The organism is Allobosea sp. ASV33 (assembly GCF_016428755.1).
Classification (GTDB): domain Bacteria; phylum Pseudomonadota; class Alphaproteobacteria; order Rhizobiales; family Beijerinckiaceae; genus Allobosea.
Genome location: NZ_JAELTI010000007.1, coordinates 79,576 through 94,791 on the forward strand (window position 1 = coordinate 79,576; position 15,216 = coordinate 94,791).

General features: G+C 63.8%; 13 protein-coding genes and 1 pseudogene. 2 read left to right on the forward strand and 12 right to left on the reverse strand.

Features of this window, described 5'->3' with window-relative positions; all coding sequences use genetic code 11:
• Positions 1–47 precede the first annotated feature (47 nt).
• Positions 48–1,721: an IlvD/Edd family dehydratase gene (locus tag JHD80_RS03990; RefSeq protein ID WP_248311380.1), complete on the reverse strand. Its 1,674-nt coding sequence runs from the start codon at positions 1,719–1,721 to the stop codon at positions 48–50.
• Between the two features lie 64 nt (positions 1,722–1,785).
• Here JHD80_RS03990 and JHD80_RS03995 point away from each other — a divergent pair, with 64 nt between their 5' ends.
• Positions 1,786–2,523: a GntR family transcriptional regulator gene (locus tag JHD80_RS03995; RefSeq protein ID WP_248311381.1), complete on the forward strand. Its 738-nt coding sequence runs from the start codon at positions 1,786–1,788 to the stop codon at positions 2,521–2,523.
• A 10-nt stretch (positions 2,524–2,533) separates the two neighbouring features.
• Here the strand turns inward: JHD80_RS03995 and JHD80_RS04000 are convergent, their stop codons facing one another.
• The 5 genes from JHD80_RS04000 to JHD80_RS04020 form a co-directional block, all read right to left on the reverse strand.
• Positions 2,534–3,448, reverse strand: coding sequence for an SMP-30/gluconolactonase/LRE family protein (locus JHD80_RS04000; RefSeq protein ID WP_199085083.1), 915 nt, complete (start codon positions 3,446–3,448; stop codon positions 2,534–2,536).
• Positions 3,449–3,617: 169 nt separating this feature from the next.
• A complete protein-coding gene (locus tag JHD80_RS04005) occupies positions 3,618–4,952 on the reverse strand; it encodes an MFS transporter (RefSeq protein ID WP_199085084.1) in 1,335 nt (444 codons plus the stop codon).
• A gap of 151 nt (positions 4,953–5,103) precedes the next feature.
• Positions 5,104–5,517 (reverse strand): cupin domain-containing protein, encoded by a 414-nt coding sequence (locus tag JHD80_RS04010; protein ID WP_199085085.1) that lies wholly within the window; start codon positions 5,515–5,517, stop codon positions 5,104–5,106.
• A gap of 34 nt (positions 5,518–5,551) precedes the next feature.
• Positions 5,552–6,928 (reverse strand): NAD-dependent succinate-semialdehyde dehydrogenase, encoded by a 1,377-nt coding sequence (locus JHD80_RS04015; protein WP_349237204.1) that lies wholly within the window; start codon positions 6,926–6,928, stop codon positions 5,552–5,554.
• A gap of 56 nt (positions 6,929–6,984) precedes the next feature.
• Positions 6,985–7,779 carry an SDR family NAD(P)-dependent oxidoreductase gene (locus tag JHD80_RS04020; RefSeq protein WP_199085086.1) on the reverse strand — a complete coding sequence of 265 codons (795 nt, stop codon included), beginning with the start codon at positions 7,777–7,779 and terminating at the stop codon, positions 6,985–6,987.
• 141 nt (positions 7,780–7,920) lie between these two features.
• Here JHD80_RS04020 and JHD80_RS04025 point away from each other — a divergent pair, with 141 nt between their 5' ends.
• Complete coding sequence (locus JHD80_RS04025) at positions 7,921–8,937, forward strand: LysR family transcriptional regulator (protein WP_199085087.1); 1,017 nt, start codon at positions 7,921–7,923, stop codon at positions 8,935–8,937.
• Here the strand turns inward: JHD80_RS04025 and JHD80_RS29385 are convergent.
• The 6 genes and pseudogenes from JHD80_RS29385 to JHD80_RS04055 form a co-directional block, all read right to left on the reverse strand.
• Positions 8,914–9,269 (reverse strand): annotated as a pseudogene (locus JHD80_RS29385) (transposase); the annotation flags it as partial. The gene JHD80_RS04025 and the pseudogene JHD80_RS29385 sit on opposite strands and share 24 nt — an antisense overlap.
• A gap of 18 nt (positions 9,270–9,287) precedes the next feature.
• Positions 9,288–11,027 (reverse strand): mechanosensitive ion channel family protein, encoded by a 1,740-nt coding sequence (locus JHD80_RS04035; RefSeq protein ID WP_199085089.1) that lies wholly within the window; start codon positions 11,025–11,027, stop codon positions 9,288–9,290.
• A 210-nt stretch (positions 11,028–11,237) separates the two neighbouring features.
• Entirely contained in the window at positions 11,238–12,251 is a 1,014-nt protein-coding gene (locus JHD80_RS04040) for a DUF1254 domain-containing protein (protein ID WP_465246492.1), read from the reverse strand.
• Positions 12,252–12,293: 42 nt separating this feature from the next.
• Entirely contained in the window at positions 12,294–13,127 is an 834-nt protein-coding gene (locus tag JHD80_RS04045) for an acid phosphatase (protein ID WP_248311382.1), read from the reverse strand.
• Between the two features lie 41 nt (positions 13,128–13,168).
• Complete coding sequence (locus JHD80_RS04050) at positions 13,169–14,143, reverse strand: hypothetical protein (protein WP_199085091.1); 975 nt, start codon at positions 14,141–14,143, stop codon at positions 13,169–13,171.
• 74 nt (positions 14,144–14,217) lie between these two features.
• The gene (locus JHD80_RS04055) at positions 14,218–14,985 is read right to left on the reverse strand and encodes a transporter (protein ID WP_199085110.1); all 768 of its coding nucleotides are present in this window, start codon (positions 14,983–14,985) and stop codon (positions 14,218–14,220) included.
• Positions 14,986–15,216 lie beyond the last annotated feature (231 nt).

Consider the following 15,216-nt stretch of genomic DNA (forward strand, 5'->3'; position numbering starts at 1 on the left):
CCGCCGCGCGCGCTGAAAGGACTGCCTCGAGGGCCTGGATCAAGCGTTCAGCAAAAATCGAAATCGCACCCTTCATCGGCCTGCAGGACCGAGGTGAGGTACAGGTTTCGATAGCCACGGGTTGCCTGGGAGAGATGGGCGGGCGGGGCCCACTCGCGCCGCCGCCGCTCCAGCTCCGCCTCGTCGACGAGGAGCGCGATTTCGCGGGCCGGCACGTCGAGCCGGATCGTATCGCCATTGCGGACCAGGCCGAGCGGCCCACCGATCGCGGATTCCGGCGTGATGTGCAGGACGATGGTTCCGAACGCCGTGCCGCTCATGCGGGCATCCGAGATGCGGACCATGTCCTTGACGCCGGCCTGCGCCAGTTGCTTCGGAATCGGCAGATAGCCCGCCTCCGGCATCCCTGGCGCGCCCTTCGGCCCGGCGCTCCTCAGGACGAGCACGTCGTCTGCCTTCACGTCGAGCGCGGGATCGTCGATGCGGGTGACCATATCCTCGACGGAATCGAAAACGACAGCCCTTCCGGTGTGCTGCAGCAAAGAAGGCGAGGCGGCGGAATGTTTGATGACGGCCCCGCCGGGCGCGAGGTTGCCTCGCAAGATCGCCATGCCGCCGAATGGCTTGAGAGGTGCTGCCGCGGGGCGGATGATGGTCTGGTTCGAGACCTCCTCGGCCGAGACGGCGATCTCGCCGATGGTACGGCCGTCAACCGTCCTGGCGGAGCGGTCCAGGTGGTCGCCGAGCTCTTTCATGAGCTTCGGGACGCCGCCTGCCCAATGGAAATGCTCCATGTAGTGATCGCCTGACGGCTTCAGGTCGATCAGCACCGGTACGGCACGCCCGATGGCATCGAACTCGTCGAGATCGATCGACAAGCCCGCGCGCCGCGCGATGGCTGTCAGGTGGATGAGGCCGTTCGTGGAGCCGCCGATCGCCTGAAGCACGGTCAACGCATTCCGGAAGGCCGCTTTCGTGAGCAGCTCACTGGGCTTTGGCCCTTGATGGGCCAGCTTCACCGCCTCGCGCCCGCTCGCCTCGGCCGCGCGGATCCGGTCAGCATGGGTCGCCGGGATGGTCCCGGTCCACGGCAGCGCAATGCCGAGTGCCTCGACCAGACATCCCATCGTGCTGGCCGTGCCCATCACCATGCATGTGCCTTGGGTGGGTGCGAGGCGGCCGCTGATGATCTCGATTTCCTCGGCATCGATCTGGCCGGCGCGATACTGCCCCCAGAGCCGGCGGCAATCCGTGCAGGCGCCGAGGATCTCGCCCTTGTGATGTCCCACCAGCATCGGGCCGGTGATCAGCTGGATCGCCGGCACGTCGGCGCTGACGGCACCCATGAGCTGGGCCGGGACCGTCTTGTCGCAACCGCCGATCAGCACCACCGCGTCCATGGGCTGGGCGCGGATCAGCTCCTCGGTATCGATCGCCATCAGGTTGCGCAGGAACATCGAGGTGGGATTGGAGAACGATTCGTGGATGGAGATCGTCGGGAACTCCATCGGCAGCCCGCCGGCCAGCATTACCCCGCGCTTCACGGCCTCGATCAGGCGAGGCACGTTGCCGTGGCAGGGGTTGAAGTCGCTGAACGTATTCGTAATCCCGATGATCGGCCGATCCAGCGCATCGTCGGAAAAGCCGGCCGCCTTGATAAAGGCCTTGCGCAGGAACAACGAAAACCCGGGATCGCCATAGGTCGCGAGATTGCGGCGCATGCCGCGGGCTGTGGGGGCAGCGGGAGGTGGTGTATCGTCGGGTTTGCTCATGAGGCTATGGAAATTGACTGTCACCAAAATTGTCAACAATTCTGTCGAAGAGTTCCAATCCAGAATGCCCGCGAAAGCTGTGACGCTTCAAACGACTGAGCGCGCCCGTGCGATCGCGGCCGAGCTGGAGGAGGAGATCGTGCTCGGCTGGCTGTTGCCGCGCGAACGCCTCGTCGAGGAGGACTTGGCCAAACGGCTGGGCGTGAAGCGGCACGTCGTACGCGAGGCGCTGTCGGAGCTGGAGCGCGCCGGCCTGGTTCAACGCATCCCCAATCGGGGGGCCTGCGTGAGGCTGCTCGACCCTGTCGACGTCATGCGAATCTACTCGGTCCGCGAGGCCCTCGAAACGCTGGCGGCCGGGCAGATTGCCTTGCCCGCCTCCCCCACGGTTCTCGCCGGCCTCCGCGCCATCCAGAACGATCACACCGAAGCGGTCGCGCACGCCGACTTCCGGGCCGCATTCCGCTCCAATATGCGTTTCCACGAGGCGCTCTTTGGCGCCTGCGGCAATCCCCATCTCGTCGAGTTGATCCAGACGCTCGCTCAGAAGGCGCATGGCGTGCGCTCCATCACAGCGGCGAATCCGGTACAGCTCTCCCGCTCCCGCGACGAGCACCTGGCGATGATCGAGGCCCTTGCCGGGGGGAGGCGCGACGAGCTGATCGAGCTGTGTCGCCAGCATCTCGCTCCGTCGCGCGACACCTATATCGCCGCCGTCCAGGGGCGCTTCCCGATGGTGGCGGCACGTTGAGCGGCCGCGCTCAGCCCGATTGGGAGAACATTTTCTTACCCGGCACCTTCAGCTCGGCCTTGAGGACGGAGGCCGAGCTGGATTCGGTGATGAACAGCGTGCGATTGCCCTCGCCGCCATAAGCGACGTTGGTGATGTGATCGCCCACGGTGTAGGTGATCCGGAAACTGGGCTCCCCGCGCGCGTCGGTGACCCAGACCGAGCCCATTCCCACATGGGCGATGGCGAGGCCGCCATTCGCATCAAGGGCAAGGCCGTCCGGGCCGATGCCCCCGGACAGCTGGATGAAGGTACCGACCTTGGCGACCGATCCGTCCTGCATGAAGGGCACGCGCCAGACGGCATTCGCACGCGTCACCGCCACGTATAACGCGTTCTCCGCCAGATTCATCACCAGGCCATTGGGGCTGGGAATACGATCGAGCACCAGCTCCAGGCGGCCGCCCGCCGCGTATCGGAACACCCGGCCGCCAGGGTCCTGATGCCCGGTGAGGCCCTGGTCGGTGAAGTAGAGGTCGCCATTGGCCGCGAAGAACAGGTCGTTCACGCCCCGGAACCGCTCGGCGTGGTAGCGCTCGACCAAGGGTGTCACCTGGCGCGTATCCAGGTCCAGCACCATGATGCCATGCATGTAATCGGCGATATAGGCCCGGCCGTCCCGGCCGAATTTCAACCCGTTCGGCCAGCCATGATAGCGCACCACCTCCTCGCATGCGCCCTCCTCGGAGAAGCGCACGACCCGGCCGTTCTGCACGTCGACGCAGTACAGCAGACCATCGCTTCCGAAGCTCGGCCCTTCGAGCAAGGACTTCGACGGCGTGCCGCGAGGCTGATTGCCGCCCCAGGACGGCTCGACGGCCTCAGTCGCTTGGATGAGGCTTGCGAAAGGGGTGGCTTCGATGGTCGGAGGTGGCGCGAAGAGCACGGTTCGTTCTCCCGGATATCGTTGTTCATCCCGGCCTGCCGTCGGCACGGGAATGGCGCGGCCCGATTACAGGCCGCGCCGCTGCGTCAGATTTCGAGGCGGGTGTCGGCCGCGCGATAAAACAAGAATCTGGAGAATCCCCGCGCTTCAAGAAAGGCGCGGGGATGCACTAGTCGGCGAGGTAGGTGTGTCCCTTCTTTCGAGCAAGCAGGTAGACCACCACGCTCAGGACGGCCACCGCGGCGCCGTACACCGGAAACAGATAGGCGGCGTCGAACTGGCGAAGCCAGACCAGCAAATAGGGCGAGGTGCCTCCGAATATCGACACACCCAACGCGTAGCCGAGCGCGACACCGGTGGTACGCACGCTGCGCGGCATCAGCGTCACGGCGATGTACTGGAACAGGCTCATATTGAAGCCGACGATCGTACCGCCGACGATCATCACGAAGGCGAAGCGACCGATACCGGGCTCGGTATAGAGCCACAGGAAGAAGAAGGCCGGAACCAGCATCAACCGGAAGATGACGAAAGCGCGCGACGCCCGGATACGATCCGCCAAGCCGCCGATGATCGGGCCGGAAATGATCCAGATCACCCCCATGATCACCGTGATGGCGAAGACGAGGCTGCTGTTCTCCTTGAAGATCGAGTTCGCGATGTTCGGCAGCCCGGTGATCCAGGCATAATTCGCGATCTGGAACGACCCGATCACCAGGACGACGGCTGCCAATGCAAGGCGCAGATCCCAAAGCTCCTTCCAGACATCGGCCGTGCTCTTGTGGACTTTCGCATCGCCGGTGGTCGAAGCGGCGTCATGCGCCTTGGCCATCAGCGTCTCGGGCAGATGGCTGCGCAGATAGACGACGACGAAACCGAGTATGCCCCCGATAAAGAACGGGATGCGCCAGCCCCAGGCCTCCAGATCGGCCTTCGTGATCAGCAGGCTGACGATCAGCGCCACCAGGCTCGAACCGACGATCCCGATCTGGATCGCGGTACCGCTGACCAGCCCCATATATCGCCCTTCATGCCCGGGCTTGGCGAGCTCGCTCGCGATCGAGTTCGCCACGCCGGCCTCGGCACCGGTGGCCAGCCCCTGGATCAGCCTGATCACGAGCAGCAGCGCGCCCGCCCAGATACCGATCGTGCCGTAATCGGGCATGACCGCGATGATCAGCGAGCAGACCGCCATCGCCGATACGGACAACAGCATCACGCCACGGTGGCTGATGCGGTCGGCAACCGGCCCGAGGATGATGGCGCCGATCGGACGCGCGAAGAACCCGGCGCCGAACACCGCGAACGCCGCCAGCAACGAAACGGTCGGATCATGCGAGGGGAAAAATTTCGGCGACAGGAGCGACGCCATGACGCCGTAGATGTTCCAGTCGTACCACTCCAGCGCAACGCCACCCATCAGGCCCAGCGTCGTCTTGGATCGCATCGGATCCTCGTCCTTGGCCAGGTCCGGTGGGGCGGCGGCGTTCGAAACCGAGCTCATTGTTGTTTCCTCCAGCGATTTTGATTTTTTGACGTTTCTAGAAAACGATGCGCTCTGCCTCCCGACGACAACCAGTCGTGGCCTCGCGCGTGAGCGGCGCTGTTGCGCGTTTGAGGTTCCGTGTTCGAGGACCGTTGCGCGGCGGCGGTTGTTACGATTGATGCTCTGCCGTGATCGGGCGGGTCTCGCCGGTCTCGACGAGCGTGCGCGTGGCGTCCATCGAGCCGTAGATCCAGAGGATCTTCATCGGAGCGGTCTTGGACGTGTTGCGGAACCGGTGGGGGACGTTGGCGGGAATGAAGGTGGCATCGCCCACCTTCACCGGAATGGAGTCGTCACCGATGTCGAAGATCGCCTCGCCTTCCACCAGCACGACGCTCTCCTCGGCGTTGTGGAAGTGGAACGGGATCTCGGCCCCCCCTTCGAATTCCGTGTAGCCGGTGATGAAAGCGGTCGCGCCCAGGCCCTTGGTCACCAGCGGGGTCGTGCGGGCGCCGCCGCCGCGGTCGTAGCTTCTGATGTCCTCGGGCTTGAGGATGACCGAGTTCGTGCTTGCCTTGATCATGGGTTGTCCTGTTTGTCTGAGTGGAATCCCGGCGTCAGGCGGCTTGCCCGAACCACACGGTCTTCACATTGGTGAATTCGCGGATCCCGAATTCGCCGAGTTCGCGGCCGTATCCGGATTGCTTGATGCCGCCGAAGGGCAGCCGCGGATCCGAAGCGACCAAGGCATTCACGAAGACGGCCCCCGCCTCGATCCGGCGTGTGAGGCGGTACGCACGATCCAGGTCGCTCGTCCAAAGGGCGGCACCGAGCCCGAACTCGGTCTCGTTGGCGATGTCGATCGCCGCATCGGCATTCGCTGCGCGGATGATCGCGGCGGCGGGACCGAAGGTTTCCTCGACCGCCGCCGGCATGCCCGACGTAACCTGGTCGATGATGGTCGGGGCATAGAAGAACCCGGGCCCTTCGATCGGCTTGCCACCCAGGACGATCCTGGCGCCGGCCGCGATGGTTCTGCGGACCTGTCCGTCGAGCTCACCACGCAGGTTCGCCCGTGCCATGGGGCCGATCGTTGTCGAGCGATCCAGCGGATTGCCGACCTTGAGCTTTTCGGCCTCCGCGCGGAACAGCGCGACGAATTCGTCGGCGATCGCGTTTTCCACGATGAAGCGCTTGGCCGAGATGCAGCTCTGGCCGGTGTTGGAGAAGCGCGCCTTCACGGCGGTCTTGGCCGCCAGGGAAAGGTCGGCATCCGCCAGGACGATGAAGGGATCCGAGCCACCCAGTTCGAGAACCTGCTTCTTCATCAGGCTGCCGGCCTGGGAGGCGACGATCTTCCCCACGGCGGTCGATCCGGTGAGCGCTACGGCGGCGACGCGCGTATCGCCCAGCACGCTCGCCACTTGCTCGGCCTGGATCATGAGAGTCGAGACGAGACCCTGGGGCGCGCCGGCCTCGCGGAAAATCCGTTCGATCTCCAACGCCGAATGGGGGACATTATTGGCGTGCTTCAGCAGCACGGCGTTTCCGGCGATGATCGCCGGCGCGGCACAGCGCACGAACTGCCATAGCGGATAGTTCCAGGGCATCACCGCCAGCACGACGCCGAGAGGATCAAACACGACACGGCTGTCTGCCGCGCTGCTCGGCACAGGGACGTCCCCGACGAAGGCCGGGCCGCTTTCGGCATAGAACTCGCAGGTCCATGCGGACTTCTCGATCTCGCCTTCCGCCTCGGCGATCGGCTTGCCCATCTCGGATGTGATGATCGCGGCAAGGCTGTCGCGCTGTGCCCGAAGGACGGCCGCGACGGATCGCAGCAGGGCCGCGCGCTCCGCCATGCTGCTGCGTTTCCAGCAGGCCTGCGCACGCGCGGCGCCATCGAGCTTGAGCTCGACATCCGCCGCCGCATCAAGGGCATAGCGCGCGATCTCCTGGCCCGTGGCGGGATTGATCGAGATGATCATGGTCATGGTCCTGCTGTAAGGAGGCAGGCAGGCCCGAGGCCGCCCGCGAAAGGGCCGGCGGATCAGGGGGTGCTGGCGGTCAGGCCGCCATCGACGACGATCTCGGTCCCGGTGATGTAGCGGCTCTCGTCGCTCGCCAGAAACAGCGCCGCATGCGCGGTGTCCCAGCCGCTGCCCATGTACTTCATCGGCACTTGGTTGCTGCGCCGCGTCAGAAAGGCTTCCGGATCGTCCTTCGCGTATTTCTGCACGAGGTTGTCGAGCAGGGGCGTCTGCATGAGGCCCGGCACCACGCAATTCAGCCGAACGCCTTCCGCCGCGTAGATGACCGCCGTCGCCTTGGTGAACTGGATCAGTCCGGCCTTGGCCGCCGAATAGGCCACCTGCGGCTTTCCGACATATCGCATGCCTGCCACCGACGAGACGTTGATGATCGAGCCGCCGCCCTGCGCACGCATGATCGGGATGACGTGCTTGCAGGCAAGGAATGCGCCTTTGAGATTGATCTCGACTTGGGAGTCCCAGACATCCTCGGCCATATCCACCGGCGATCCCGGTTGCGACATCCCGACATTGTTCATCAGGATGTCGATCCGGCCATAGGTCTCCATGCAGGCCGCGACCGCCTTCGCTACATCGTCGGCATCCGTGCAGTCGCAGCGGGTGACGGTCGCGACCTTGCCTTCTTCCTCGATGATGCGGGCGGTCTCCCGAGCATTCTCGATGTTCAAGTCGGTCCCGAAAACCTTGGCGCCTTGTCGTGCCATAAGGACTGCGGAGGCTCGCCCGTTTCCCCAACCCTGAGCGACGGCGCCACACCCCATGATCAAGGCAATCTTGCCCGTCAGATTCAACATTGGCCGCGTTCCTCTCCGGCTCCGGATCGGGAGCTCGAAAGGAGGTTACGGATTTTAAGATTGATACCGGAAATGATTAATTTCTATATATTAATAGATAGGTAGAATATATAACTCGGAATCACCTCCGAAGGCTGATGGATGCCGATCACCCCTCGCCAGTTGAAGATCTTTGTTGCTCTCGCTGAATCGCTGAATTTCAGCCGGACGGCCGAGCGCTTCTTCATCACACAGCCCTCTCTCAGCAAGGCCGTGAAGGAGCTTGAGCAGGAACTGCGCGTGCAGCTCTTTGAACGCTCGACGCGGTCGGTCCGACTCACCCCCACAGGCGAGCGCTTGACCTCTCTTGCACGGCGAATGGTCGGCGAATTCGACAATGGCCTGCATCACCTCCAGTCCCTGGTTCATCTGGAGGCGCATCACCTCGCAATCGCCTCGATTCCATCGCTGACTCATTCGGTCCTGCCGGACGTATGCGACGCCTTGGAGCATGCCTTTGCCTCGCCGCGCTTCACCATCCATGACGGGACCAACCGGGCGACGGTCCAGCGGCTGATGAATTACGAAGTCGATTTTGCCCTCGCCTCGGTCACGCCGGCCGAGGAGGGCATCGAATTCGAGGAGCTGATGCGCGATCATTTCGTGCTCCTCGCACGCAGCGATCATGTCGGCTTCGAAGATCGTCCGGTCCGAATGCAGGAACTGGTGGATATGCCCTTGATCTGTGGCTCGAGCGCCAGCACGGCGACGGAATATGTCAGCGCGGCTTTTCTCCAGCGCGGCCTCGTGTTCCAGCCGAAATTCACCTTCGATCAGGTCGCGATTGCGGCAGGATTCGTCAGGAAGGGGCTTGGCATCGTCATTCAACCCTATCTCGGCATTACGCCGCTGCTACACCTCGATGGTTTTCGCCTGTATGCGATCGAGGACGGACCCGTGCGCCCCGTGGGGATCGCACGACGGCGCGGACACGACCTGTCCCGGATTGCCGAACATGCGATCAGGGAAGTGCGGAGAGTTTCGCAATCCTTGATCGAGACGTTCCCGGCCTGGATCGAACCGCCTGCCCTCGCTCTGGCGCATGAGTGTGACGGTCAGGATTGCGTAGATCTATCCTGCCCCAGAATCTGGCCGGCGGCGACGCGTGGGGCTCAGTGATTTCCCGAGGCAACCTCCTTTAGGGGCAGCTTGTCGAGCGTCAGCTCCGCTACTCCGCGACGAAGTCCGGCATTCTTAGCCTCGAGCTCCTTCATCCACCTCACTCGATCGGTCTTCAGGCCGCCGAACTCACGGCGCCAGCGATAACAATTAACCTCCGTCACACCGATCGAACGGTTCGCATCGGCAACGGACTGGCGCTCAGTGCTGCGGCACGCGGTAGGGGTAGCGTCAGGAAGATCGCGCGCCAGTTCGGGTTCTTGAGCGACTATGCCTTGCCCCTGTGAGACCAACACATCGACCTGGCGTAGCTTCGCAACGATCCACGCCATGCCTTGGATAGCCGAATTTCAGCCACCCATTTGCGGCACGTGAAGCGGTTTAGGGACTAGTTTGATGTCGTTCTCGGCCAACGTGGTTCGCACCTTGGCCAAGATCGCCTTGCGGATCTGGAATTGCCGGCCGGCCCGGGCCTTGTACTTGCCGCGGATCACCAGCGTGCCTTCCTCGAGGGCGGCGATGCCCTGGCTCTTGAACGGCTCGATCAGATCGGCGTTCAGTTCCGGATCTTCGGCGATATCCTGCCCGATCTTCTTGAACAGCTTTCGAACGGCTTCGACATCGGTGTCCAAAGCCACCCGGAACATCATCTTCTCGACGACCCATTCACGGCTGAAGTTCAGAATCTTCCCGATCTGACCGAAGGGGATTGTCGCAACCGGGCCCCGCGGATGCCTCAGGGAGACCGAGCGCAACGAGATTCTCTCGACTGTGCCCTTGGCCCCCGAGGTCTCGATGTACTCGCCGTGGCGGAAGGCATCGTCGACGAGGAAGAACAGGCCGGCCACCACATCCTTGACCAGGGTCTGGGAACCAAGACCAATCGCCAGGCCGAAGATCGAGAGGCCGGTGATCAACGGCCAGACATTGATGCCCAGCATGACCAGGACGGTCAGAGACCCCAGCGTCAGAAGCGCAGCCTTGGTGAGGCCGACAAGCAGCGGCCCGACGGTCGTCAGCCGCGTGCCGATCACTGCGGTGGTGACATGCTGGTCGCCCGGCGCATGAGGCCCGATGCGCGCGGCCACGATCGCCACCCAGTTCCAGCAGAAGGCGATGACCAGCACGAGCATCAGGATCTCGGCGGCCTTCAGCAGGACAGCCCCTCGTGGAATGCCGGCTACATCCAGGATGGGCAGAAGCCAAAGGATCGCCAGGACCGCGAATATCGACGAGGCGACCACGATGCGGAAGGTGCGCCACAGCGCGCCTGTCAGTTCGCCTCCCTGCGAGCGAGCCGCCTGCCAGCCGCGCCTTTCGATGGCGACGTCGAGATGGGGGCCGGCAAGAGCGAGAAGAAGCGAAATCAGCAGCAAACCGCCGCGCGTCGGCCGGCCGATCGTCAGGTCAAGCTGGGTGAAGACGAAGGCGAAGGTGACAATCGCGACCGCGATCCAGGGCCAGATCGCAGCCAGCTTCCGGCGGAACGAGCCCGGCCTGCTGCCGAAGGACAGGGCTTTCGCTACCGGCCTGCGATGGCGCAGATACGCCGCCGAGACCAAGACCGTGAACGGCAGAGACACTGCGAATGTCGCGAAGAGATCGCGGAGCGGATCAGCCGCATTCCAGATGCGCAGACAGGCCAGTATCGCCAGGCCGCCGGACGCGATTCCGATGGCGACAGCGAGATCGCGCCGCCAGGACCGGAAGATCGACCGGCGCCCCGTGGCCAGGGGGACGCATATCATCGTCCCTGCGGCCGAGATCACGACGCAATTCAGCAAGGCCTGGCGGAGCACGGGATCGGAGACGACGCTCAGCAGCAGGATCCAGGACGCCAGCACCACGAGCAGGGCGGCCGCGAACCAGGCCACGGCGGACAGGAGCGGCCGCGCCCTCGATCTGCCGATGATCGAGCTGGCAAGCATGGCCGTCGCAGCAACGGCCATCAGGCACATCGCGACAATGCCGAGGGCCAGCAGCGCGGGGCTATAACCGGCGGCTTCGAGACCCTGGACGAAATCGTGCCACGCCCCACCGGACGATTGCCATCCCACGACCCTCGCGGCCAGACCGTCCTCGATCAGCATGGAGAAGCGATGGAGCATCGCGGATACGGCCTCGAGCCCGTCGGCCCCTGAAACGGCAGTCATGATCCCTGTCCTGTGTGGAAGTCGACGACACCGGTCTGCCCACGCCAAGTAATTACCCAGCGTGGAGAGTGTTTAGGCGCCCGGCATAAGGGTGCCCGTTACCGCGGGGACAGAACCGCAGCCTCCGCGGCCCGGCGCGGGCGCCTTCTACGATGCAGGCTGCGCCACCGGCAGCTTCCACGTGCCGTTCAGATATGCGGCACGAGGTCGGTAGAGCCGGAATGTGTAATTCCACCCCTGCGTGATCGGCAGGCAGTTCGCGATCTTGCCGTCGCAGCCGCCGAACTGGATGTCGATCGCGCCGTCAGCGCTCTTCGTGCCGGTGATGCTGTTGACCGAATAGGCGTCGTAATCGTTCTTCTGGAAGAAGCCCTTGTCGTTATAGACGCTGATCGACCAGAACGCGTCGACGGGAACATCCTTGAGCCTGAGCTTGTAGACCGTCTTGCCGTCGTTCTTGGCCGGGGTCACCGAGGGGTAGGATGCGTCCTTGTCGGGGTTGCCGCCCCAACCGGACGCGGTGCCGAGCAGGTGCTTGACCGGATCGACCTTCCCCTTCGGGCCGAAAGCATTGCTGAAATCGCCTGAGGCAGCGGAGAGCGTTTCCAGCGCCTCGCGGATCTTCTTCTGCTGAGCCAGATCCCAGTTCGGGGCCTCGAACTTGCCAACGGACTTCTGCTGCACCTTCAGCGCATCCTGCAATGCGTGAACCTGCGCGAGGTCCTTGCTGTCGTTGGGATCGACAAGGATCCGGACCGCAACGAACACATAGCGAGTGCCAACTTTATCCCTGGTAAGCGTCGTGCGGCCGGGCTTGTAGACCACCATCGGGGTGTAGTGGTCTTCGCTGATGACCTGCATCGAGACGAAGCGCTTGCCGGCGTCCGGAAGGGTGATGGTCACCGGGCCGGCGTCGAGATCGAAAACCGCCTGGGAGTAGAGCGTATCCCGATTCATCCGGACCACGGGCTGCTTGTCGATCGGCGTCGGCGTCCTGTTATGGACGAACTTGCCGAGAGCGCCCGCATCGACCGTCTTGGCCATATAGAAATCGGACTCGGCTCGCTTGAAGGTGTCGACATTGACCGCAACCGGCTGCGCTGACGCCACGCTCGGCGCGAGAGCCAGAAAACTCAAGCCGTAGACCCACATCATTCGCATCGAACGGTACCTCATTGGTGTCATTGATCCATGTGCTCGTCGTTACTGCGCCGACAGCGCAGCCGCTTCCGCGGCGCATTCAGATACCGGGAGCGGCCGCTTCGCCTTCGCCGCCTTCACTTCTGCCTTCGCGGCCTTGAGATCGGCGAGGAAGGCCGGGTCGGTTTGCAGCCGTGCAACGGTCGCCGCGCCCATGATCCGGCCTGCATCGACATCGCTCTGCCAATGCGCGTCGCAGATCACGCGGCTCTGCCCGAACTCGATGCCACGCTTGAGCAGCGCATCCGCGTGCTCGGGGCTGATTTGCGCGAGGACGAGGGCCCAGCCCCAGCCGGCGGCCGTGTGCCCCGACGGATAGGAGCCGTCATTCCGCAGAATGGCCTCCTGATCCGCCCGGCAGGTCGCTTCGTTGTGAACCACGAAGGGGCGGACCCGGTTGTACTTGTTCTTCACGCCATAGGTGGAGAGGCCGAAATCCGACAGCACCTTCTGCATCATCGCAGAGAGGCGCGGCGTCTGTCGGCTGTCGATCTTCACGCCCAGCGCGCAGGAGAAGTTGTCGGCAGCCTGCGGAAAGGCGAGATCGGCATCGGTACGGGCGAGGTTCCAGCGCGCGGTGTTTCGCAAGGGAAGCGTCGCCTTGCGCGCTTCCTCGTCCCGGGCGAGTGCAGCCGAGCCCGCCGCGGGCGGCGGGCCAAGCAGGACCAGGCTGTTTGGCAGGTCGGATTGCTTCAGATAGCCCGGAGCGATCTTGAAATGTGGGTCGGTGACCTCTGGCCGGGCTTCGCCCGCCTGCGCCAGCGCCTGCCCGCAGAGCGAGAGCAGTGCAAGCGCGGTAGCCCCAGCGCTCCGAAGCGCATTCGCAGTCATCGACATTCCCATTCCTTTCGACATCGCCGAACTCATCGAGGCCCCGGTCAGAACCGGTATGTTGCGGCGACGGCGGGCCCGTGCTGGGTCACCTCGTACAAGAAGCCGCCGCTGCGATAATCGACATGGAGCGCCCGGTAGCCGGCCTTCAGCGTCAGGTTTTCGCTCCAGGCGTAGTTGACGCTGCCCAAGGCCTGCCAGGTCAGGCGCGAGCCGACACCGAAGCCCCCAACGTCGCCCGCCACCGTCAGGCTCCACGGCCCGCCGAGCTTGACGCCGAGGCGGGCGCCGAGGATCGGATCGGCCCACATCTGCGATTGACGGTGGTCGATGCGAAGATTGGCGAGGCCGGGCAGGATTTCGAGCTTGGTGTCGAGATTCCAGAACCGGACGCCAGCGCCCACATCCAGCGCAAGGAGGGTGTCTTCGTAGACGCGATAGAAGACCGAGCCCTGCAGGGTCGTGGTTTGCGAGCGCAGCTTCAGCGCGGAGAAGAAGGGGCCGGGCAGATTGCCGCCCGTCGTCACCTGCGAGAACTGCCCGTCGACCAGGACGCTCCAGCGCTCGATGCGCATCTCGGCGGACGCCATCATCGCGCCGTTCAACTGCTTGAGCACGTCGCGGAAGCGCAGATTGATATCTGCGGGCGGCAGCGGCGGCAGCGTTGCGCTCCTGCCGTCGATCGCGGTCGCCCAGATGTAGCTGGTAACGAAGAAGCTCGGCGCCGATGCGAGGACAGGCGCCGGTGGCACGGCCGGCTCACGGAGATCGGATGCCAAAGCGGATCCGCACAACGCAGCCGACAGCCAACCGATGGCGAGATTGCGCGCTGTTGCGCCTGACATTGCTGCTTGTCCCCTGCCTTGCCTGCCCAACGGCACCTGCGCGAGCGCTCCGGCTCGCTGCAGCATGTGATCGCGGCCCGATTGGCCGGCGAATGTCGTCGCGAGCATTTCGTGCACGGGCAGCCTGCCCGTCTTGCCATTTCGCGACAATCGCGACCGGTTGCGCTCCCTCCCCATGGGGCGGCGCACCAGATTGCTGGATCGTCAGTTCACCGCGGCGCGGCCGAACCAGCTTGCAGCGCCAATTGCACCTATGTCGGAAACAGGAACGTCAACCCCACACGAGGGCCCCAGCCATGAGGCCCGTTCTTTGGCGCGGCCGCCCAATAGCGCACGCCTGCGGTGAGACTCACCGGCTGCTCGCCAAATTTCACAAGCTTCGAAACCTGGACGTTGATGGGCACCGACCATCGTTCGGCCTTCCAATCATAGGTGCTCTCGGTATTGAGCGTGAACGTCCAGGCGTCCGAAGTCCTGTAGGAAATGAAGGGTTGCATATAGGTCACGCTGATGTCGGACCTGTCTCCCCGCCCCGCAACGGACCAGATGTGGTTTGCAAGTGCGCCGATCGTCCATGCCCCTTCCTGCTTCAGAACGACGGCAGTCAGACCCATCCCGAACTTGCCGCCTCCGAGCAGCTCGTCAGTCGCCGTCGGCAAGAGGAAGACAGGACCTGCGCCCCAGATGATCCCGCCGGCGGCCGGCTGTGTTGGGGAAATGAAAAAGCTCTGCGTGATGTCCCCAAGACCGGACTGGTAGCCGGAGGGCCCGGCAATGTCGTGCTGCCAGATGACGGGGACGATGGTCCGGGAAATGATGTTCCAGTCCGCGTTCAACGAGAACGGGATGACGGGTTGGATGTCGAGCGTTTTCCGGTCGCCACGGTTCGGTCCGAAGCCTCGGTCGTAGTTGAATTGGAAAGGCACGCTGATTAACGACGACACGGGATTACTGAGCTTTTTCGCCAGCTCAGCATTCGCATCCTGCGCCAGTGCACTGCCGGTGCCGATCAAGCCCATACCTTGACCGACGAATGCAAAGGCCGAGAGCACAGCCAGTCGGTCGTTTCTCGACAACATTCAAGAGATCCTCAATCCCCGGTCGTGAGGGCTCCATGCCGCGGATTCTTTCGGATCAGCCGACACCCTCTGTTTGGAGCATTTGGTGCATAGGCAGGTTGTCAGTCTTGCCATTCCGCGCCACCCGCAAACCACTAGTCTGCACTCTGTGGGTACGATTCACCCTGAAAC